Raw genomic sequence first — 19,349 nt, 5'->3', positions numbered from 1 at the left:
TGCTCAGTCGAGCTCGGCGCGACCGAGGCGCCAGTAGCCCATGAACGCGACCTGGCGGCGGTCGAGGCCGGCCTCGCGCACGAGGAACCGGCGCAGCGTCGTGATGGCGGATGCCTCGCCGGCGAGCCAGGCGTAGCAGTCGCCGTCGAGGCTGTGCCCCTCGGGCACGTCCCAGAGCGGGGTGTCGGCCAGGTCGTCGTGCTCTGCGGCGGCGAGCGCGGCGGCCGCCTCATCGGCGTCGGCGGCACGCGCGGCGCCGATGGCGGTGAGGTGGCGCACGACCCAGTCGCGCACGGCCGGCACAAGGAGGTCGCCGTGCCGGGCTGCGGCATCCGCCCGGGACAGCCAGCGCACCTCGACGCCGGCGGGCGCACGCACGGGGAGGCGGTCGCCGTCGGCGGGCACCTCGATGAGGGCGATGCCCTTCGCATCGGCGGGCAGGGACTCGAGGATCGAGGCGATCGCGGGGGCGGCCGTCTCGTCGCCGGCGAGCAGCAGCGTGTCGACCACGCCCGGGCGCCAGTCGATGCCGACGGTGCGGCCGGGGCTCAGCTCGTCGGGTCCGATGAGCACGATCTCGTCGCCGGGCGCGGCCGTCGCGGCCCACGCGGACGCCGGACCGCCGTCGCCGTGGCCGACGAAGACGATGTCGACCTCGCGGGCCTGCGGGCGCACGGCGCGCACGGTGTAGGTCCGGAACGGGTTCCGCAGCTCGGCGGGGAGCTCGCGCCAGGCGCCGTACCAGTCGTCGCCGTCGGGGAAGGCCGCGAAGCCGATCTCGGGCAGCGGGAGCACGACCTTCACGCGCTGGTCGAGCCCGGCGGTGCCGAATCCCTCGAGGTCGTCACCCGCGAAGGTCACGTTCGTGAAGTGCGGCGCGAGGCGTTCGACCCTGGCTACCTGCACGCGGAAGCTGCGGTAGGCGGGGCGCTCGCGCGGCGCGGCTTCGACGAGTGAGGTAAGCATTACCTAAGTCTTACACACGCGACCCGATCGTGTGCATCCGAAGACGTCGAGGCGTCACCAGACGGGCGGATGCCGGTGTGCGCGACGCACGCGCCGCTCGAGCTGCGCGGCGAGGGCGAAGAGCACCTCCTCGCCGCCGGGGCGGCCGATCAGCTGCACGCCCATCGGCACCCCGGCGGCGGTCTCCTCGACCGGGACGGTGATCGCGGGCAGCCCCGCCACGTTCACGAACGACGTGAAGGGCGTGACCTGCACCTGCTGCGCGAAGTTCCGCTCGCCGTCGTCGGCGTCGTACCAGCCGACGACCGGCGGCGTCAGCGCGAGCGCGGGGGTCAGCACGGCGTCGAACGGCGCGAACCGGCGGATGGTGCGCTCCTCGAAGCCGGCGAGCCAGGCGAGCGCCTCGGCGAGCTGCCGCGCCGGCACAGCCCTCCCCCGCTCGAGCAGCCACCGGGTGAGCGGCTCGAGCAGCGACTCGGCCGCACCGTCGACCGGGATCGTCGCCGCACCCGCCTGCCAGATGGTGCGGAACGCCGCGGGATACCCGGGCTCGGGCGCGGGCGCCATCGCCTCGATGCCGTGGCCGAGCCCCTCGAACGCCTCGATCGCGCGGTCGAGGGCCGAGCGCGCCTCCTCGGCGAGGTCGATCTCGTACGCGTCGTCCCACGGGGAATCCGTCATCACCCCGAGCTGAAACCGGCCCTCACCGCGGATGGCCGCGCCGAGGTACGGGCCGTCGTCACCGGGCGCGCGCACCGCGAACCGGTGCGCGGCCGGGTATCCGAGGGGCGCGATGAGCCCGTCGAGGAGCAGCGCGGCGTCGGCCACCGTGCGCGCGATCGGACCGGCCACACCGAGGCCCGCGAGGCCGGCCAGTCCGGATCCCGACGGCACGCGGCCTCGCGACGGCTTCATCCCGACGAGTCCGCACACGGCCGCGGGGATGCGGATCGACCCGCCCCCGTCGGAGCCGGGTGCGAAAGGCAGCATGCCGGATGCCACGGCCGCCGCCGCGCCGCCGCTCGAGCCGCCCGCGCCGAGCGTCAGGTCCCACGGGTTCCGGGTCGGGGCCCCCGCGAGCGCCTCCGTGTACGACGGGAGCCCGAACTCGGGCGTGGCGGTCTTCCCGAGGCTCACCGCACCGGCCGCGTCCACCGCCTGCACGAGGTCGTCGGACTCGTCGGGGACGAAGCCGGCGAAGGCCCGCGAGCCGAATGCCGCCGGCACGCCGGCGCGGCGGTTGAGGTCCTTGTCGGCGACCGGCATGCCCCAGAGCGGCGCGGCGGTCGGCACGTGCTCCTCGACGTGGCGCGCCCGGGCGAGCGCGGCATCCGGCGTCACCGTCGCGAACGCGCCGACCTCACCGTCGAGCCGCTCGATGCGCTCGAGGTAGTGGCGTGTCAGTTCGACCGGCGACACCTCACGGCGCTGCAGCAGCTGGTGGAGCTGGAGGGCGGTGTACTCGTGCAGCTCGGTCATTTTAGCGACTTCTGCAGCAGCACCGTGCCGAGCCAGCGGTCGAACTTGAACCCGACGCGGCCCATGCGGCCGATCTCCTGGAAGCCGAACTTCTCGTGCAGCGCGATCGACGCGTCGGCACCCTGGTCGGCGATCACGGCGATGATCTCCTTCAGGCCCGCTGCCTTGGAGCGGTCGATGAGCTCGGCCAGGAGAGCGCGGCCGAGGCCCTTGCCCGCCGCAGCGGGCCCGAGGTAGATCGAGTTCTCCACGGTGTAGCGGTAGGCGCGCTTCTGCTTCCACGGCGCGACCAGGGCGTATCCCAGCAGCTGCCCGCTCGGCGACTCGGCCACGAGGAAGGGCATGCCGAGCTTGTCGAGGTAGGCGAACTTCGCCTTCCACTCCTTGAGGGTCATCGCGTCCTCGTCGAAGGTGACCGTGGAGTTCGCGACGTAGTAGTTGTAGATCTCCCGCACGGCCGGCATGTCGGCGAGCACGGCGTCACGGATGGTGAAGTCGAACGGCTTCTCGGGCTCGGGCGCCTTGCGGAGATGCCGCGGCAGGACCCGCCGTTCCTGGTATTCCTCCTCGAGCATTGCAGCAGACTACCGCCGAAGGGGCGGCACCGGATGCCCCTGGCGCCTCACGCGGGCAGGCTCCAGTCGACCGGCTCGCCGCCCTGCGCGACGAGCATCGCGTTGGCACGGCTGAACGGCCGCGACCCGAAGAAGCCGCGGCTCGCGGACAGGGGGCTCGGATGCGCCGACTCGATCACGGGGGTGCGGCCGAGCAGGGGCCGGAGCCCCTGTGCGTCGCGGCCCCACAGGATGGCGACGAGCGGCTGGTCGCGCGCGACGAGCGTGCGGATGGCGTGATCGGTCACCGCCTCCCAGCCCTTGCCGCGATGCGACGCCGGCGCGCCGGGGCGCACGGTCAGCACCCGGTTGAGCAGCATCACGCCGTTCGCGCTCCACAGGGTGAGGTCGCCATGGCTCGGCGGCGTCGTGCCGAGGTCGTCGGCGAGCTCGCGGTAGATGTTCGCGAGGCTTCGCGGCACCGGCCGCACGTCGGGGTCGACCGCGAAGGACAGGCCGATCGGATGCCCCGGCGTCGGGTAGGGGTCCTGGCCGACGATGAGCACGCGCACGTCGTCGAGCGGGGGGCCGAACGCGCGCAGCACGTGCTCGCCGCTCGGGAGGTAGCCGTGGCCGGCCGCCGTCTCCGCGCGGAGGAAGTCGCCCATCTCGGCGATGCGCGGCCCGACCGGGGCGAGGGCGCGTGCCCAGCCCGGGTCGATGAGCCCGTCGGCGGAGAGCTCGTCGAGGGACTTCCCGGGCACCGTCAACCGCCGATCGTGGAGACCAGCACGCCGCCCTCGGTCGGGAGCACCCGCCAGACGCTGCCGCTCCCCTCGACCCGCAGGCCGCCCTCGCCCACGATCAGCGCCGTGCGCTCGTCGATGCCGAGCCCGCCGGCGACGAGACCGGATTCGACCGCGGCGACCAGGCGGGAGAGCGTGCCGCGCTGGGCGACGTGCACCTCGATGGCGACGTCGACGAGCCCGATGCCCGCCTCGATCTCGAGCTCGAACGCCGGTTCGTCCGGGTCCTCGGGGTCCTCGGGTGAGACGACCACGCCGCCGATGCGCGTGCCGCTGCCGAGCGAGCCCTCGGCCGCGATCATCGCGCCGGCCGAGGCGCCGAGATAGGGCACCCCATCGGCGACGAGCCGACGCAGTTCGCCGAACACCGGCTCGAGTCCGGCGCGCACGTCCTCGACGAGGCCGCCGCCCACGGCGATGCCGTCGACGTCGGCGATCGCGGCGAGCCCGATCGGCTCGCCGGGCCGTCCGGCGGTGAGGTGCGCGTCGATCTCATCACCGCCGGCGGCCGCGGCCAGCAGGTCGGCGAGCGCCGCCGCCTTCTCCTCGGCCTCGGGGTGCAGTGAGATCACGGCGATGCGGGGCCGCGCCCGACCGGCGGCCTGCGCCCGCAGGGCGGCCTCGGCGACGAACGGCGCGTGCAGCGGGGCATCCGCCGTCGTGGTCGCGGCCCCGCCGATGAGGTGGACGCTCACGCGGCATCCTCCCCCGCGGTGACCGGAGGCAGGGCCGACCACGGGAAGATGATCCAGTCGTCGGTGCGCCGGTAGTCGAAGTCGGGCACGAGCACCGTGTGGGACTTGGTGTAGAGCGTCGCGGTGCGCACCTCGGCACCCTCGTCGCGGATGATCGCCACCACCTTGGCGAGCGTGCGGCCGGAGTCGGAGACGTCGTCGACGAGCAGCACCCGCTTGCCGCCGAGGGCCGGGGCGTCGAGCATCGGCGGGTGCAGCACCGGCTCGGGCAGGCGTTCGTCGATGCCCGAGTAGAACTCCACGTTGATGGAGCCGCACGCCTTGGTGCCGAGGGCGTACGAGATCGCACCGGCGAGCAGCAGCCCCCCGCGGGCGATGGCGATCACGACGTCGGGGGTGAACCCCGATCGCAGCACGTCGCCGGCGAGCGATCGAGCCGCCTCGCCGAACGCGTCCCAGGTGAGGATCTCGCGGCGGATCCCGTCGACGCCGGTGCCTGCGTCGTTCGCATCGAAGGTCATCCGAACAGGCTACCCGGCGGCGCCCGTGGGTCGCTCGGGGGCGGCGGGCTCCTCGGGCGGCAGCGAGTGTGTGGCAGCCGGATCGGGCTGCTCGCCGGTGGACAGCGACGGCGGCGCGAGCCCCGCACCCGTGTGCCGCAGCCCGGCGACCCGCTCGTTGAGGTAGGAGATGATCGTCGCCGACGCCGTGCCCACGATCGCGATGCCGCCGGCCATCAGCAGCACCGCGTAGAAGCGGCCCAGCGCGGTGACCGGGTAGGTGTCGCCGTAGCCGACCGTCGCGATCGTCACGAGCGCCCACCAGATGGCGTCGCCGAACGTCGTAATGTTCGCGCCGGGCGCGTCGCGTTCGGCCTCCAGCGTCGCGAGCGCGAGGAAGAAGACCCAGGCCGTCGCGTAGGCGAGCGCGAGGATGATGAACTGCGCCCGGACCGCACTGGGAGTGTGCCGCTTCAGCAGGGGCAGGTCCTGCAGGAGGCCGACGACGCGGAGCGCCCGGAACACCGGCAGGATCGCCGAGAGCACCTCGAGCGGGTGATGCCACGCGTAGTGCCACCGCCGGCCGCGCGGCGTGAGTACGATCCGGATCACCACGTCGACGATGAAGAGGATCCACGTGGCGATGAGGATGACGAAGATGACGGTCGTCACCGTCTGCGGCCGATCGGGCCACAGCACGTACACCGTGTAGGTGAACACGAACAGCACGCCGAGCAGCGCGAGGCTGCGACCGGTGGCGTCGACGTAGCGGCGTCGCCGGCTGGTGGCCTCGTCGCCCTCGGGAGTCCCGCGGAGGGTCGTCACCGTGCGGCCTCGGGCTTGACCGCGAGCTCGCCCTTGGCGAAGCGGTGCGGCGCGGCCTGGGCCACGGGCTTGACGACGATGAGGTCGAGGTCGACGTGGCGGGGCTTCTGCACGGCGTCGAGGATGACGGCGGCGATGTCGTCGGCCAGGAGCGGCTCGGGCACGTCGTCGTACACCGCGTCGGCGCGCTCGCGGTCGCCCCCGAAGCGCACGAGCGCGAACTCCTCGGTCTTCACCATGCCCGGCGCGACCTCGACCACTCGGAGCGGCTCGCCGTTCAGCTCCAGCCGCAGCACCTCCGTGAGCGCGTGCGCCGCGAACTTGGCGGCGTTGTAGCCGCCGCCGCCCACGTATGCGGTGTGCCCCGCGATCGAGGTGACGTTCACCACGTCGGCCACGCCGCGCTCGACCGCGCCGCGGCGCAGCAACGGGAGCAGCGCGCTCGTGACCCGCTTGAGCGCCAGCACGTTGACCTCGAACATCCACGCCCAGTCGTCGATCGAGGACGCCTCCACCGAGTCGAGGCCCTTCGCGCCGCCCGCGTTGTTCACGAGCGCGTGCACCGGGCCGGTGGCCTCGAGGTGGTCGCGCAGGGCGTCGACGTCGCGTTGGTCGGTGAGGTCGGCCACGAACACGGATGCCCCGGTCGCGTCGGCGAGCGCACGCAGGCGCTCCTCGCGGCGGGCGACGCCCACCACGTCCCACCCGGCGGCCCGGAAGGCGCGCACGGTGGCCTCGCCGATCCCCGAACTCGCCCCGGTCACGACCGCTCGCAGCACTCCCATGCGCCTTATTCTGCACTGCGGCCGGTCCGATCCGGCACAGCACCGGCAGGACGCGTGGAGCCGCCGCCGCGGCATCCGTCGAACCGGTGCGGTTGAATGGGTCGATGCAGACGAGGCCGCACCCGACGACCCCGACGAAGCGCCGGCGGGTCCCGCTGTGGGACAACGCCCGGTGGATCGCGATCACGCTCGTGGTGATCGGCCACGGCATCCTCCCGCTCATCGCGGAGGACGACATCGCGTACAGCGTCTACCTGTTCATCTACTCGTTCCACGTGGCCGTCTTCGTCACGGTGAGCGGCTACTTCGCGAAGTCGGGGCCGCCCACTGCGAGGTCGCTGCGACAGATCCTCACCGACATCGTCTTCCCCTACTTCATCTTCGAGACCATCTGGTCGGTCGTGAAGTGGGCGCTCGGCGGCGAGTTCAGCCTCGACTACACGACCGCGTCGTGGACGCTGTGGTTCCTCATCGCCCTGGCGATCTGGCGGATCGTGCTGCCCTACCTCGTGCTGCTGCGCTACCCCCTGCTCATCGCCGTCGCGATCTCGATCGGGGCGGGGTACACCGAGACGATCGACTCGACGCTGGCGATCTCGCGCACGCTCGGCATGCTGCCGTTCTTCGTGTTCGGGTGGAAGCTGCGCCAGTGGCAGCTCACCGGCAGGTGGCTCGACCTGCCGTCACGGGTGGCGTGGCGCTGGCGTGCCGGCGCGATCGCCCTCTTCGCCGGCGTCCTCCTGCTGATGCCGTTCGCGATCGAGACGTGGCGCGACCTGAAGCTCCGGCGCTTCATGCTCTACGACGAGGCGTACGTGGCGATCGGCTACGACGACCCGTGGTCGGGCGCGATCCGGCTGGTGCTGCTGCTCTCCGCGATGCTGCTCGCCGTGGCGTTCCTCGTGCTGATGCCGCGCGGGTCGCGCTGGTTCACGGGCTTCGGCACGGCCACGATGTACATCTACCTGCTGCACACGTTCATCCTCTTCCCGTTCCGGGAGACGCCGCTCCTGCACGGACGCCAGCCGTTCTGGGTGCTGCCCGCCATGATCCTGTTCTGCATCGGCATCTCGGTGGTGCTGTCGCTGAAGCCGGTGCGGCGGGTGTTCCGGCCGCTCGTGGAGCCGCGGGCGAGGTGGCTGTTCCGCGCCGAGCCCGCGACCGCGACGGGCACGCTCGTGCTGCCGCCCGGTGCGATGCCCCCGGCCCCGTCCGTCGCGCAGGAATCGCCCCCTCCCGCAGCGCCGCCGGCCGAGTCGGCCGGACCCGAGGATCCGCCGCGGACTGGCCCGACTCCCCAGGCGTGACGCGGGCCGCCGCCCGATGACGCCGTGTGTCGGCATCCGTTGCCGCCCTCTCGGCGCGGACGTAACGTGGCTCGCGGTTGCGGCGGGTCCGCACACCCGACCGAGAAGGAGACCTCATGGCAGAGCATGCCGCCGACTGGCGCTTCGAGACGAAGCAGGTGCACTCAGGCGCAGCCCCCGACCCGGTGACCCACGCCAGGGCCACCCCGATCTACCAGACCACGTCGTACGTGTTCGACAACGCCCAGCACGCGCAGAACCTCTTCGCGCTGGCCGAGTTCGGCAACATCTACACGCGCATCATGAACCCCACGCAGGCCGTCGTCGAGGAGCGCATCGCCGCGCTCGAGGGGGGCACCGGCGCCCTGCTCGTCGCCTCGGGCCAGGCCGCCGAGACGTTCGCGGTGCTGAACATCGCCCAGGCGGGCGACCACATCGTCTCGTCGTCGTCGATCTACGGCGGCACGTACAACCTCTTCAAGTACACGCTCGCCAAGCTCGGCATCGAGACCACGTTCGTCGAGAACCAGGACGACGCCGACGAGTGGCGCCGCGCGGTGCGCCCGAACACCAAGCTCTTCTTCGCCGAGACCATCGGCAACCCGAAGATCAACGTCCTCGACATCGAGCTCGTGGCCGGCGTCGCGCACGACGCGGGGATCCCGCTCATCGTCGACAACACGATCGCCACGCCGTACCTGATCCGCCCGTTCGAGCACGGCGCCGACATCGTGATCCACTCGGCGACGAAGTTCCTCGGCGGCCACGGCACCGTCATCGGCGGCGCCATCGTCGACGGCGGCACGTTCGAGTGGTCGAAGAACGTCGAGAAGTTCCCCGGCCTGACCGAGCCCGACCCGTCGTACCACGGCGCGAGCTACACGGCCGCGGTCGGCGACGGCCTCGCGTACGTCATCAAGGCGCGGGTGCAGCTGCTCCGCGACCTCGGCGCGGCGATCGCCCCGAACAACGCGTGGCTGCTGATCCAGGGCATCGAGACGCTGTCGCTGCGCATCGAGCGTCACGTGCAGAACGCGCAGGAGATCGCGGAGTGGCTCGACAACCACCCCGACGTGGCGAGCGTGAACTACTCGGGCCTGCCCTCGAGCCCGTGGTACGCCGCGGCGAACAAGTACGCGCCCAAGGGCGTCGGCGCGGTGCTCTCGTTCGAGCTGAAGGGCGGCGTCGACGCGGGTCGCGCGCTCGTCGACAACCTGCAGCTCTTCAGCCACCTCGCCAACATCGGCGACGTGCGCTCGCTCGTCATCCACCCGGCGTCCACCACGCACTCGCAGCTCACGCCCGAGCAGCAGCTCACGACCGGCGTCACGCCGGGCCTCGTGCGCCTCTCGGTGGGCATCGAGAACATCGACGACCTCAAGGCCGACCTCGAGGCCGGCCTGGCCGCGGCGCGCGCCGCCACGGAGGCCGCCCGGGTCTGACCCCGGCCGACACGAACGAGGGATGCCGCGGGCCGCACGTGCCCGCGGCATCCGTCGTTCCACGGGGTGCCGGGCGTAACAAACGCGTGGCCGCCGCCGGGGTTCGGGAGAATCGAGACATGGACTGGCAGACCACCGCCGACGCGGTGCCCGCGGGCATCGTGTCGGAGGCGCGCGCGCAGGCGCTGCAGGGGCGAGCGCCGGCTACCGGCGCCTGGCGCGAGGGCGACCCGGTCGGCGACCGACGGTTCGTCGGCATCGGCGACGTCCCCCTCGACGCCGGCGGCGCGCTGCCCGGCGTGCGCATCGCCTACGAGACCTGGGGCAGGCTCTCGCCCGAGCGCGACAACGCCGTGCTCGTGCTGCATGCGCTCACCGGCGACAGCCATGTCGTGGGTCCGGCCGGCCCCGCCCATCCGAGCGCCGGCTGGTGGCCCGGCGTCGTGGGGCCCGGGCTCGCGATCGACACCGACCGCTACTTCGTGGTCGCCCCGAACGTGCTCGGCGGCTGCCAGGGCTCGACGGGCCCGGCCTCCCTCGCGCCCGACGGCGCGGAGTGGGCGACCCGGTTCCCCTTCCTCACGATCCGCGACCAGGTGCGCGCGCAGGTCGCCTTCGCCGGAGCCATCGGCATCGAGCGGTTCGCCGCCGTCGTGGGCGGCTCCATGGGCGCGATGCACGTGCTCGAATGGGCGGTCATGGCGCCCCAGGCGGTCGAGCGCATCGCCGTGCTCGCCGCTCCCGCCGCCGCCACCGCCGACCAGGTCGCGCTGAACTCGGTGCAGATCGAGGCGATCCGCACCGATCCGGCGTTCCGCGGCGGCGACTACTACGACGCCCCCGACGGCGAGGGCCCGACGCGGGGCCTCTCGCTGGCTCGGCGCATGGCGATGCTCAACTACCGCACCGCCGCCGAGCTCAACCTCCGCTTCGAGCGGAGCTGGCAGTCCGACCTCGACCCGCTGGGCGGCGGCGGCCGATTCGCCGTCGAGTCCTACCTCGACTTCCACGGCAACAAGTTCACGAGGCGCTTCGACGCCAACAGCTACCTGGTGCTCACCGAGGCGATGAACTCGCACGACCTCGGCCGTGGCCGGGGCGGGGTGGCCGCGGCACTCGCCGGCATCCGCGCGAAGAGCCTCGTGCTGGGCATCGACAGCGACCGCTACTTCACGCTCGAGGGCCAGGAGGAGATCGCGGCGGGGTTGCGGCACAGCGTGCACGGCGACCGACCGGTGCTCGTGCACTCCGAATACGGGCACGACGCGTTCCTCATCGAGCACGGAGTGGTCGGCGACGCCCTGCGCCGGCTGCTCGCCGCCTGAACGGCGCCGGGTCCGCATCGCGGAGAAGAGGCGGCATCCGCGCCGACTCCGCTACAGTTCGAATGTCGGCGTCCCTCGGTCATGAGTGCCCGATCCTGCGAGGGGGTGGCGTGAAGCGCATCCACAAGGAACGCGACCGGCTCCTGCGACGTCTCGCACGCGTCGCCGGGTTCGTCGGCACCGCGTGCGCCCTCGCCTGCCTGCTGATCCCGGGCGTCGCGACGCCCGCCGAGCTGGCCCTCGGATCGGTGATCTGCATGCTGGTCGCCGTGCTCGTCGGCCTGTCCACGGCTCGGGGGGCGATGCTGCCGGCGATCGGCATCGTGGCGGGCGCCATCGCGTTCGTCGTCGTGCTCGGCTCGGCGTCGGTGCTCGACGCACCCACGACCACCGCGATGGCCGCGATGTGCGGGGTCGCCGCGGCATCCGTCGCCCTGCCCATCGTCGTGCGACGCCGCGGCGGCCTGATCGTCGCCGGGTTGGCCGGGGCCGTGCTGGCCGCGCTGTGGATCGTCGCGGGGTGGGGCCACGACCTGCGCGCCGTCGCCATCGTCACGGCGGCCGGCTGGGGCGCGTGCACCACCCTCGGCGCGTGGATCGACCGCGCCATCGCCGACGCGACGGTACGGATCGAGGAGGTGGGCCGCGCGCACGAGGCGGAGCGCCTCGCCAGCGAGCTCGAGGCCCAGCAGCGGCAGGATGCGCGCGTGCTCCACGACACGGTGCTCGCGACGCTGTCGCTGCTCGCCCACTCGGGCGTCGGGGTCGGCAAGTCGGCGCTGCGGCAGCAGGCGGGCGACGATGCCCGGCTGCTGCGCCAACTGCGACTCGGGGCGCCGCTCGACGCCGGATCGACCGCGATCTTCTCCCCCGAGTCGACCGACGCCGACGTGCTGAGCACGACGTTCGAGTCGGTGCGCCAGCGCTTCGCGCGCATGGGACTCGACGTCAACTGGCACGGGGCCGGACAGCTCGCCCTGCCCAGGGAGACCCTGGACGCGCTGCTCGGCGCGCTCGGCGAGTGCCTCGAGAACGTCCGCAGGCACTCGGGGGTCAACGAGGCGGACGTGACGGTCACCGACGACGACCACACCGTGCGCGCGATGGTCACCGACGCCGGGCACGGGTTCGAGCCCGAGACCGTCGACGGCGCGCGCCTGGGCTACGCCGAGTCGGTCGTGGGCCGCCTCGGCACGGTCGGCGGCCGCGCGCGCATCTTCTCGTCGCCCGGTTCGGGCACCACCGTGATGCTCGAGGTGCCGAAGCCGTGACCGAGTCGATGTCCGAGTCGCCGCGCCGCGAGCACACGTTCCGTCGCCCGGCACGTTCCGCGCGCGCCGTGCGCGCCGCCGGCGACGTGCGGGAGAGCCACGGCGGCCGCCGGCTCGCCACGGGGGTCACGATCGCTGCGGGGTTCATCATCCTGGCGCACCTCCTGCACACGGTGGCGCTCGCACCGTACTTCCCGCCGGGGCCGAGCCCCTGGGCGGCGTGGATCGCCCTCGCCGCGATCGTCGCCGTCGGCGTGGTGTCGCGGCTCGCGACCCGCACGCTCCCCGACTGGCTCTACATCGTGCTGCTCGCCGGCCTCGTGGTGCCGGTCTGGCTCGACGTCTCGGCGACCGCGGGACTGATCGGCCTCGGCATCACCCCGACCGCCGCGGCCGCCGCCGGCGCCGTGCTGATGCCCGTCGCCGCGATCCGGGGCACGCGCGTGCCCCTCATCGTCGGAACCGTCATCGCGGTCGTGCTCGCGGTCGAGGCCCTCGTGCAGGTCGGCACCTCGGGCCGTGACGTGGTGACGGGCGTCGCCGTCGCCGCGACGGCCGTCTTCCCGCTCGTCCTCGTGGCGCTCGCCACCGACGGGTTCCGCCGGCTCGTCGGGCGCGAACTCGACCTCTCACTCGTGCAGTCCACCGTGGCCACGTCCCGCTCGGCGGTGGGCATGCGCGCGTCCGAGGAGCTCGCCCAGCTCGACTTCGACGCCGAGACCCTGCTCGACGACGTCGGCTCGGGCCGGATCGCGATCCCGCTTCCCGACGACGCGGCCGAGCAGGCCGGCACGCTCGCCGCGCGGCTGCGCGTGCGCCTCATCGAGGGCCGCACCGACACGTGGCTGCGCCACGCCGTCACCGAGTCGGCCTACCTCAACGGGCAGGTCACCGTCGACGACCCGGTCGGCTCCGCGGGACTCCTCACGCAGTCGCAGCGCGACGGCCTCCTGCTGGCGCTCTGGCTGCTCGTCGCCGAGCATCCGAAGGGGGCGAACGCCCCGGTCCGCGTGCACCTCGCCTGCCGCGAGACGGCCGACGAGGCGTCACCGGATGTCGCATTCGACCTGTCGATCGACGTGTCGGGCGTCGCACGACGCCGCGTCGACCCCGCGACGTGGGACGCTATCGGTAGTGTCGGAGAGCACAACGTGGTGACACGGACGGACGGCTTCACGGTCGACGTCCCCTGCCGCGTGGCGCACAGCACCCGCCACGGCGGGACACCGGCCCGCGGGGCCGCACGATCGAGGGGAAGCTGAATGGCAGACACGGACGCACCGATCCGGCTGGCGATCGTCGACGACCACCGCATGCTGCTCGGGGCGCTCTCGGAGTGGATCCGCGGCGCCGCTCCCGACATCGACCTCGTCGCCGCCGTCCCCTCCTGGTCGGAGCTGCTGGCACACCCGCAGTTCCCCGTCGACGTCGTGCTGCTCGACCTCGACCTGCGCGACAACATCCCGATCTCGCTGAAGCTGTCGATGCTGAAGTCCGCGGGCGTGCAGACCATGCTGATGAGCACCTATTCCGAGCCCGCCGTGGTTCGCGAGGCGCTGGGCTCCGGTGCCCTCGGGTACCTCGTCAAGTCCGAGCCGGTCGAGAACATCATCGAGGCGATCCGCGCGGCCCGCACCGGCGGCTCCTACCTCACGCCCGAGCTCGAGCTCACCCTCGCCGACGACGGCGCGGTGCCCAAGCTCTCCGCGCAGGAGCGGCGCGTGATGGCGCTCTACGGCGCGGGCCAGCCGGTCAAGGCCGTGGCGTTCCAGCTCGGCATCTCCGAGGAGACCGCGAAGAGCTACCTCAAGCGCATCCGCGAGAAGTACCGCATCGCCGGCTTCGACGTGGGCACGAAGGTGGCGCTGCGCAAGCGGGCCATCCTCGACGGCATCCTCCTGCAGTCCGACTGAGCGGCGCGCTACTCGACGACTTCGACGGCGCCCGTGGCGTAGGGCACGACGACCCCGCGCCGGCCTCGGACGCGATCGAGTGAGAACGAGGCGATGGCGAGCGCGACCCCGGCGATGGTGAGCAGGAGCCCGATCCAGACCGGCGCGACGTAGCCGAGGCCCGCCGCGATGGCGAGTCCGCCCAGCAGGGCGCCCACGCTGTTGCCGATGTTCAGGGCCGAGTGGTTGAGCGCGGCGGCGATCGACTGGCTGTCCCGAGCCACGTCCATGAGCCGGGCCTGGATCGTCGGCGACAGGGCGGCCGAGGCCGCGCCGACGAGGAAGACGCCGGTGAACAGTCCGACGGGGTTCGCGGCGGTGAAGCCGAGGAGCACCAGGGCGGCCGCCAGGATGCCGAAGAAGAGGTACATGCTGCGACGCACGCTCCAGTCGGCGAGTCGCCCTCCGGCGAGGTTGCCCGTGGTCATGCCGATGCCGAACATGATGAGCACGACGGGCACCATGGCGGGTGCGAGGCCCGTGACGTCGGTGGCGAGCGGGGCGACGTACGTGTAGACGGCGAACAGGCCGCCGAAGCCGATCGCGCCGATGCCGAGCGCGAACCAGACCTGGGCGCGGCTGAACGCACGCAGTTCGCGCTGCATCGTCGCACCGGGGTCGCCGGCCTGCCACGGCACGGCCAGCAGGACCGCCAGGAAGGTGAGCGCGAAGATGCCCGCGACCGCGAGGTAGGCGATGCGCCAGCCGGCGGCCTGTCCGAGCCACGTGATCGCGGGGACGCCGATGACGTTCGCGATCGTGAGGCCCGAGAGCACCAGGGCGACGCCACGGGCCCGCTTCCCGGGGCCCATGAGGCTCGCGGCCACGAGCGACGCGATGCCGAAGTAGGCGCCGTGCGGCACGGCGGCGATGAAGCGGGCGACGAGCACGAGCTCGAACGTCGGCAGCACGGCAGACCCGATGGTACCGAGCGTGAAGGCGGTGACCAGGGCGAGCAGCAGGCGCTTGCGGGGCCAGCGCGCGGCGGCCGCGGCGATCGTCGGCGCGCCCACGACGACGCCGAGCGCATAGGCGGAGATGATCCATCCGGCCCGGGCGTTGGCGTCCTCGGGGGACTGCGCGTAGAGCCCGGGCAGGAGGTCCTTCGCGATGTCGGGCAGGAGGCCCATTGCGACGAACTCGGTGCAGCCGATGCCGAAGCCGCCGAGGGCGAGGGCCAGCAGCGCGAAACGGATACGGGCCGGCGACAACGTCGTCGGCCCGTCATGGAAGTGGGTCACCCATTGATTCTCGCACGGATCGAATCGATTCGATACCCGGCAACCGGGCGGTCGGGCTCAGGCGCTCACGACTCGTCGAGCGCCCGCTCGAGCCGTTCGACCTTCGCGTCGATCTCGCCGGTGCGGCCGGGGCGGATGTCGGCCTTGAGCACGAGCGAGACGCGCGGGCCGAACGCGCCGACGGCTTCGGTCGCGCGACGGATGACGTCGAAGACCTCGTCCCACTCCCCCTCGAGCTCGGTGAACATCGAGGTCGTGCGGTTGGGCAGCCCGGACTCGCGCACGATACTGACGGCCGCCGCGACCGCGTCGTGGACGGACCCCTCGGGCCCCTCCGTTCCGCCGCTCGGGGCGACGGAGAATGCGACCAGCATGATTCCTCCTCCGGTTCAGGCGGCCGGTGCGGGCTCGCGCCGATCCCAGGTGGTTCCAGCCTGCCACAGCGCGCGGATGCCCCACACGAGCAGTGCCGCCATCAGCAGCACCTTCACCGTCAGCACCAGGACGAACCCCGGATGTGCGGCGAGCAGCCAGCCGTACCAGTAGGGGTAGATGACCTGCGTGAGCAGGGCGATGCCGGCCGCGAGCGCGGCAGGCACCAGGAATCGCCGCGGCCGCAGCACGAGCCCCAGCACGACGGGCGCGGCGAGCCACGTGATGAACTGCGGCGACCCCACCTTGTTCGCGAGCAGCAGCACCACGACGAACGACAGCGCGAGCGGCGGGAACACGCGTCCGAACGCGGCGCCGCGGCGCACCGCGCGGATGCCCAGGAGCAGCACGACGGCCACGCCCACGGCCATCAGCGGCGTCGTGAGGGCGGCCGCGGCATCCGCGCCCGGACCCGAGATCTGGAAGGTGAGGATGTCGCGGTCGTACACGACCTCGACGTTCTTCGACCCCGCCACGATCTGCCACAGCCAGGCGACGGCGAGCGGCGCCTCGACCTGGAGTCCGCGCCCGGCCTGCTCGGCGACGAAGCCCAGCGCGTTGAGCCCCGACCCGGCCAAGAGGCTCACCCCGAGGATCCCGGCGCTCAGGGCGACCGCGACCGTTCCGACGTCCCACCGCTTGCGCGAGGCGACGACGAGCGCGACGAGGAGCGCGGCCGGCCACACCTTCACCCACGCGCCGATGGTCAGCAGGGCCGCCGAGACGCGCGGCCGTCCGGCCGCCCACAGCAGGCCCGTCAGCGCCAGGGGAACCGTGATCGCGTCGATGCGGCCCATCGCGATGGGGCCGAGGAGCAGGAGGAATCCGGTCCACCACCACGCCGCGATGCGGCGGGTTCGCGACAGTCTGCGCGTGCCGAGCAGCACCGAGAACGCCGCGGCGTCGAGGAGCACGACCATCGCCAGCCACGTCTGCCCGTACCATTCGGACCCGAAGGCGAGGGACAGCGTCATGGGTGCGAAGGCGAGGATCGGGTACACCCAGGGGGCGTCGATGCCCATGCGCACGATGCCGTCGGCGGCGAGGTCGGCCCAGCGGTGGTACACGCCCGTGACGTCGTACAGGGGGCCGCCCTGGGCCCACAGGTTGAGGCCGGCGAGCAGCGCGTGCACGAGCAGGAACGCGATCCAGAGCGCGGCACGGCCGGAGAGGAACCGTCGGACCCGGCTGCGGCGGCGCGTGGGCGCGGCGCGCACCTCCCCGACGGTCATGGCGACGAGCCTAGCGGAGCGTCACAGTGCGCCACGCGTGCGCCACGGGTCGCCGGATTTGGGATGATCGAGGTCCACCCCCACGGAGGACCACATGAGCCGACGCCCCCTCGCCGCCCTCGCCGTCGCGGCATCCGCCAGCCTGCTGCTCGCCGCCTGCGCCAGTGGAGGCGGCGGCGCGACCGAGGCCGCGGGCGACTACGTCACCGAGGGCAAGTTCACCGTCGGCACCGGCGAGCCGGCGTACTACCCGTGGGTGCAGGACGACGCGCCCGAGTCGGGCCAGGGCTTCGAGGCGGCGGTCGCGTACGCGGTCGCCGAGGAGCTCGGCTTCGCGAAGGACGACGTCGTCTGGGTGCGCACCACGTTCGACCAGGCCATCGCGCCGGGGCCGAAGGACTTCGACGTCAACCTCCAGCAGTTCTCGATCACGCCCGAGCGCGCCGAGTCCGTCGACTTCTCGTCGCCGTACTACGAGACGACGCAGGTGGTCATCACCGTCGAGGACTCCCCCGCGGCATCCGCCACCTCGATCGCCGACCTGCAGGGGCTGCTCATCGGCGCCCAGACCGGCACGACGAGCCTCGACGCGGTCGAGCAGGTCATCGCCCCGACCGCCGGCGCACAGGTGTTCAACACCAACGACGACGCCAAGCTCGCCCTGCAGAACGGCCAGGTCGACGCCATCGTCGTCGACCTGCCGACGGCCTTCTACCTGACGGGCGTCGAGCTCGAGGGCGGCACGATCGTCGGGCAGCTGCCCGCGACGACCGGCGGCGACGAGTTCGGCTTCGTCCTCGAGAAGGACTCGCCGCTCACCGCCGACGTCACCGCGGCGGTCGACGCGCTCCGCGCCGACGGCACGCTCGACGAGCTCGCCGCCGAATGGCTCGGCGGCGACGACGCAGCCCCCGAGCTCGAATGACGGATGCCGCGGCATCCGCGGTCGACGCCTCGTGGCAGCCGAGCGAGCTCGAGCTCGGACGACGCACGTTCCGCCGCCGCCAGACGCGCCGATCGATCCTGGTCGGCGTCGTCTCGACGGTCGTGCTCGCCGTCGCACTCGTGCTCACCCTCGCCGGATCGCCCGGGTGGGCGCGCGTGCAGGAGACGTTCTTCGATCCGCAGGTCGCCCTCGCATCGCTGCCGCGCATCCTCGAGGGCCTCTGGCTCAACATCCAGGTGCTCGTGGTCGCGAGTGCCGGGGTGCTGGTCGTCGCGCTGCTGCTGGCCACGCTGCGCACCCTCCGCGGCCCGGTGTTCTTCCCGGTGCGCGCGCTCGCGGCGGGGTACACCGACCTCTTCCGCGGCATGCCGCTCATCATCGTGCTCTACCTCGTCGGCTACGGCGTGCCGGGCCTCGACTTCTTCCAGCGCATGCCGGCCGCGTTCTGGGGCACGATCGCGCTCATCCTCACCTACTCGGCCTACGTGGCCGAGGTGTTCCGAGCGGGCATCGAGTCGGTGCATCCGTCCCAGCGCCTCGCGGCGAGGTCGCTGGGACTGAGCCATGCCCAGGCCATGCGTCGCGTGGTGCTGCCGCAGGCGGTGCGACGCGTCACTCCCGCGCTCATGAACGACTTCGTGGCGATGCAGAAGGACGTGGGCCTCATCTCGGTGCTCGGCGCGGTCGACGCGGTGCGCGCCGCGCAGATCGAGACCGCGCACTACTTCAACTTCACGCCGTACGTCGTGGCCGGCCTCCTGTTCGTGCTGCTCGCGTGGCCGACGATCCGGCTGACCGACTGGCTCAGCGCCCGCATGCGGACGCGTGAGCAGGCCGGGAGCGTGTTGTGACGACGCCGGTCCTGCGCCTGCGTGGCATCCGTCGCGCCTACGGCGACCGCGTCGTGCTCCGGGGCATCGACCTCGACGTCGCCGCCCACGAGGTGGTCGCCCTCGTCGGCGCCAGCGGATCCGGCAAGTCGACGCTGCTCCGCACGATCAACCTCACGGAGCCCATCGACGACGGCGTCGTGCTCCTCGATGGCGATGACGTGAGCGACCCGCGGGTCGACGCCGACCGCGTGCGCGCACGCATCGGCGTGGTCTTCCAGCACTACAACCTGTTCCCCCACCTCAGCGTGCTCGACAACGTCACGCTCGCCTCGCGTCTGGTGCACCGGATGCCGCGGGCCGCGGCCGAGGCGCGGGCGCTCGAGCTGCTCGCCGCCATCGGGCTCGGGGAGCTGGCGCGCGCCTACCCCGACCGCCTCTCGGGCGGGCAGCAGCAGCGCGTCGCGATCGTGCGGGCCATCGCGACGTCGCCGCAGCTCCTGCTCCTCGACGAGGTCACGAGCGCCCTCGATCCCGAGCTCGTCGGCGAGGTGCTCGCGCTCGTCCGCTCGCTCGCCGAGTCGGGCACGACGATCGTGATGGCGACCCATGAGATGGCGTTCGCACGCGACGTGGCCGACCGCGTGGTGTTCCTCGACGGCGGGCTGATCATCGAGGACCGCCCGGCTCGGGAGTTCTTCGCGGCGCCGCGCGAGGAACGCACGCAGGAGTTCCTCGCCAGGTTCCTGCCCGACGCCTGA

20 protein-coding genes are annotated in these 19,349 nt (G+C 72.6%); 9 read left to right on the top strand and 11 right to left on the bottom strand.

What is annotated here, in order from left to right:
* Positions 1 to 3 precede the first annotated feature (3 nt).
* The 8 genes from AC1DZA_RS04740 to AC1DZA_RS04705 are packed head-to-tail and all read right to left on the bottom strand — an operon-like array spanning position 4 to position 6,610.
* Entirely contained in the window at positions 4 to 966 is a 963-nt protein-coding gene (locus AC1DZA_RS04740; RefSeq protein ID WP_476771903.1) for a siderophore-interacting protein, read from the bottom strand.
* A gap of 54 nt (positions 967 to 1,020) precedes the next feature.
* Positions 1,021 to 2,445 (bottom strand): amidase, encoded by a 1,425-nt coding sequence (locus tag AC1DZA_RS04735; protein ID WP_476771902.1) that lies wholly within the window; start codon positions 2,443 to 2,445, stop codon positions 1,021 to 1,023.
* On the bottom strand, positions 2,442 to 3,020 hold the full coding sequence (locus AC1DZA_RS04730) for an N-acetyltransferase family protein (protein WP_476763773.1): 579 nt from the start codon (positions 3,018 to 3,020) through the stop codon (positions 2,442 to 2,444). Before AC1DZA_RS04730 ends, AC1DZA_RS04735 begins: the two co-directional genes overlap by 4 nt.
* A gap of 47 nt (positions 3,021 to 3,067) precedes the next feature.
* Complete coding sequence (locus AC1DZA_RS04725) at positions 3,068 to 3,769, bottom strand: uracil-DNA glycosylase (RefSeq protein WP_476763772.1); 702 nt, start codon at positions 3,767 to 3,769, stop codon at positions 3,068 to 3,070.
* A complete protein-coding gene (locus tag AC1DZA_RS04720; RefSeq protein ID WP_476771901.1) occupies positions 3,766 to 4,500 on the bottom strand; it encodes a Type 1 glutamine amidotransferase-like domain-containing protein in 735 nt (244 codons plus the stop codon). Before AC1DZA_RS04720 ends, AC1DZA_RS04725 begins: the two co-directional genes overlap by 4 nt.
* Positions 4,497 to 5,021: a phosphoribosyltransferase gene (locus AC1DZA_RS04715; RefSeq protein WP_476763154.1), complete on the bottom strand. Its 525-nt coding sequence runs from the start codon at positions 5,019 to 5,021 to the stop codon at positions 4,497 to 4,499. The genes AC1DZA_RS04720 and AC1DZA_RS04715 overlap by 4 nt, the downstream gene beginning before the upstream one ends.
* Positions 5,022 to 5,030: 9 nt before the next feature.
* Entirely contained in the window at positions 5,031 to 5,825 is a 795-nt protein-coding gene (locus AC1DZA_RS04710; protein WP_476771900.1) for a potassium channel family protein, read from the bottom strand.
* Positions 5,822 to 6,610, bottom strand: coding sequence for an SDR family NAD(P)-dependent oxidoreductase (locus AC1DZA_RS04705; protein WP_476771899.1), 789 nt, complete (start codon positions 6,608 to 6,610; stop codon positions 5,822 to 5,824). The genes AC1DZA_RS04710 and AC1DZA_RS04705 overlap by 4 nt, the downstream gene beginning before the upstream one ends.
* Before the next feature lie 104 nt (positions 6,611 to 6,714).
* Here AC1DZA_RS04705 and AC1DZA_RS04700 point away from each other — a divergent pair, with 104 nt between their 5' ends.
* The 6 genes from AC1DZA_RS04700 to AC1DZA_RS04675 all read left to right on the top strand — a co-directional run bounded on the left by AC1DZA_RS04700 (position 6,715) and on the right by AC1DZA_RS04675 (position 13,868).
* Positions 6,715 to 7,917, top strand: coding sequence for an acyltransferase family protein (locus AC1DZA_RS04700; RefSeq protein WP_476763157.1), 1,203 nt, complete (start codon positions 6,715 to 6,717; stop codon positions 7,915 to 7,917).
* 116 nt (positions 7,918 to 8,033) lie between these two features.
* Positions 8,034 to 9,359, top strand: a complete 1,326-nt coding sequence (locus tag AC1DZA_RS04695) for a bifunctional o-acetylhomoserine/o-acetylserine sulfhydrylase (RefSeq protein WP_309973081.1) — start codon at positions 8,034 to 8,036, stop codon at positions 9,357 to 9,359.
* A gap of 119 nt (positions 9,360 to 9,478) precedes the next feature.
* Positions 9,479 to 10,684, top strand: a complete 1,206-nt coding sequence (gene metX / locus AC1DZA_RS04690; protein WP_476763043.1) for a homoserine O-acetyltransferase MetX — start codon at positions 9,479 to 9,481, stop codon at positions 10,682 to 10,684.
* Between the two features lie 110 nt (positions 10,685 to 10,794).
* Positions 10,795 to 11,955: a sensor histidine kinase gene (locus AC1DZA_RS04685; RefSeq protein WP_476771898.1), complete on the top strand. Its 1,161-nt coding sequence runs from the start codon at positions 10,795 to 10,797 to the stop codon at positions 11,953 to 11,955.
* A complete protein-coding gene (locus tag AC1DZA_RS04680; protein ID WP_476771897.1) occupies positions 11,952 to 13,217 on the top strand; it encodes a hypothetical protein in 1,266 nt (421 codons plus the stop codon). The genes AC1DZA_RS04685 and AC1DZA_RS04680 overlap by 4 nt, the downstream gene beginning before the upstream one ends.
* Positions 13,218 to 13,868, top strand: coding sequence for a response regulator transcription factor (locus AC1DZA_RS04675; RefSeq protein WP_309973089.1), 651 nt, complete (start codon positions 13,218 to 13,220; stop codon positions 13,866 to 13,868).
* Between the two features lie 8 nt (positions 13,869 to 13,876).
* Here the strand turns inward: AC1DZA_RS04675 and AC1DZA_RS04670 are convergent, their stop codons facing one another.
* From AC1DZA_RS04670 to AC1DZA_RS04660, 3 genes are all read right to left on the bottom strand, one after another.
* Entirely contained in the window at positions 13,877 to 15,148 is a 1,272-nt protein-coding gene (locus AC1DZA_RS04670) for an MFS transporter (protein ID WP_476771896.1), read from the bottom strand.
* Between the two features lie 65 nt (positions 15,149 to 15,213).
* Positions 15,214 to 15,522 carry a thiamine-binding protein gene (locus tag AC1DZA_RS04665; protein WP_476771895.1) on the bottom strand — a complete coding sequence of 103 codons (309 nt, stop codon included), beginning with the start codon at positions 15,520 to 15,522 and terminating at the stop codon, positions 15,214 to 15,216.
* Between the two features lie 15 nt (positions 15,523 to 15,537).
* Positions 15,538 to 16,812: a glycosyltransferase 87 family protein gene (locus AC1DZA_RS04660; RefSeq protein ID WP_476771894.1), complete on the bottom strand. Its 1,275-nt coding sequence runs from the start codon at positions 16,810 to 16,812 to the stop codon at positions 15,538 to 15,540.
* Between the two features lie 94 nt (positions 16,813 to 16,906).
* Between AC1DZA_RS04660 and AC1DZA_RS04655 the strand changes: the two genes are divergently transcribed.
* Genes AC1DZA_RS04655 through AC1DZA_RS04645 form a run of 3 tightly spaced genes read left to right on the top strand, consistent with a single transcriptional unit; the run spans position 16,907 to position 19,349 of the window.
* On the top strand, positions 16,907 to 17,737 hold the full coding sequence (locus AC1DZA_RS04655; RefSeq protein WP_476771893.1) for an ABC transporter substrate-binding protein: 831 nt from the start codon (positions 16,907 to 16,909) through the stop codon (positions 17,735 to 17,737).
* Positions 17,734 to 18,609 carry an amino acid ABC transporter permease gene (locus AC1DZA_RS04650; protein WP_476763376.1) on the top strand — a complete coding sequence of 292 codons (876 nt, stop codon included), beginning with the start codon at positions 17,734 to 17,736 and terminating at the stop codon, positions 18,607 to 18,609. Before AC1DZA_RS04655 ends, AC1DZA_RS04650 begins: the two co-directional genes overlap by 4 nt.
* The gene (locus AC1DZA_RS04645) at positions 18,606 to 19,349 is read left to right on the top strand and encodes an amino acid ABC transporter ATP-binding protein (RefSeq protein ID WP_476771892.1); all 744 of its coding nucleotides are present in this window, start codon (positions 18,606 to 18,608) and stop codon (positions 19,347 to 19,349) included. Before AC1DZA_RS04650 ends, AC1DZA_RS04645 begins: the two co-directional genes overlap by 4 nt.

This window comes from Agromyces sp. P2_B3 (assembly GCF_056404815.1).
Note: the sequence above shows the minus strand (reverse complement) of the source record. Positions and strands in the feature narration are given on the sequence as shown.

Bases quoted from the DNA above. Each gene is read 5' to 3' on its own strand.
- AC1DZA_RS04740 (WP_476771903.1), bottom strand. From the start codon at position 966: ATGCTTACCTCACTCGTCGAAGCCGCGCCGCGCGAGCGCCCCGCCTAC.
- AC1DZA_RS04665 (WP_476771895.1), bottom strand. From the start codon at position 15,522: ATGCTGGTCGCATTCTCCGTCGCCCCGAGCGGCGGAACGGAGGGGCCC.
- AC1DZA_RS04730 (WP_476763773.1), bottom strand. From the start codon at position 3,020: ATGCTCGAGGAGGAATACCAGGAACGGCGGGTCCTGCCGCGGCATCTC.
- metX (WP_476763043.1), top strand. From the start codon at position 9,479: ATGGACTGGCAGACCACCGCCGACGCGGTGCCCGCGGGCATCGTGTCG.
- AC1DZA_RS04705 (WP_476771899.1), bottom strand. From the start codon at position 6,610: ATGGGAGTGCTGCGAGCGGTCGTGACCGGGGCGAGTTCGGGGATCGGC.
- AC1DZA_RS04675 (WP_309973089.1), top strand. From the start codon at position 13,218: ATGGCAGACACGGACGCACCGATCCGGCTGGCGATCGTCGACGACCAC.
- AC1DZA_RS04700 (WP_476763157.1), top strand. From the start codon at position 6,715: ATGCAGACGAGGCCGCACCCGACGACCCCGACGAAGCGCCGGCGGGTC.
- AC1DZA_RS04735 (WP_476771902.1), bottom strand. From the start codon at position 2,445: ATGACCGAGCTGCACGAGTACACCGCCCTCCAGCTCCACCAGCTGCTG.
- AC1DZA_RS04655 (WP_476771893.1), top strand. From the start codon at position 16,907: ATGAGCCGACGCCCCCTCGCCGCCCTCGCCGTCGCGGCATCCGCCAGC.
- AC1DZA_RS04715 (WP_476763154.1), bottom strand. From the start codon at position 5,021: ATGACCTTCGATGCGAACGACGCAGGCACCGGCGTCGACGGGATCCGC.
- AC1DZA_RS04650 (WP_476763376.1), top strand. From the start codon at position 17,734: ATGACGGATGCCGCGGCATCCGCGGTCGACGCCTCGTGGCAGCCGAGC.
- AC1DZA_RS04695 (WP_309973081.1), top strand. From the start codon at position 8,034: ATGGCAGAGCATGCCGCCGACTGGCGCTTCGAGACGAAGCAGGTGCAC.
- AC1DZA_RS04660 (WP_476771894.1), bottom strand. From the start codon at position 16,812: ATGACCGTCGGGGAGGTGCGCGCCGCGCCCACGCGCCGCCGCAGCCGG.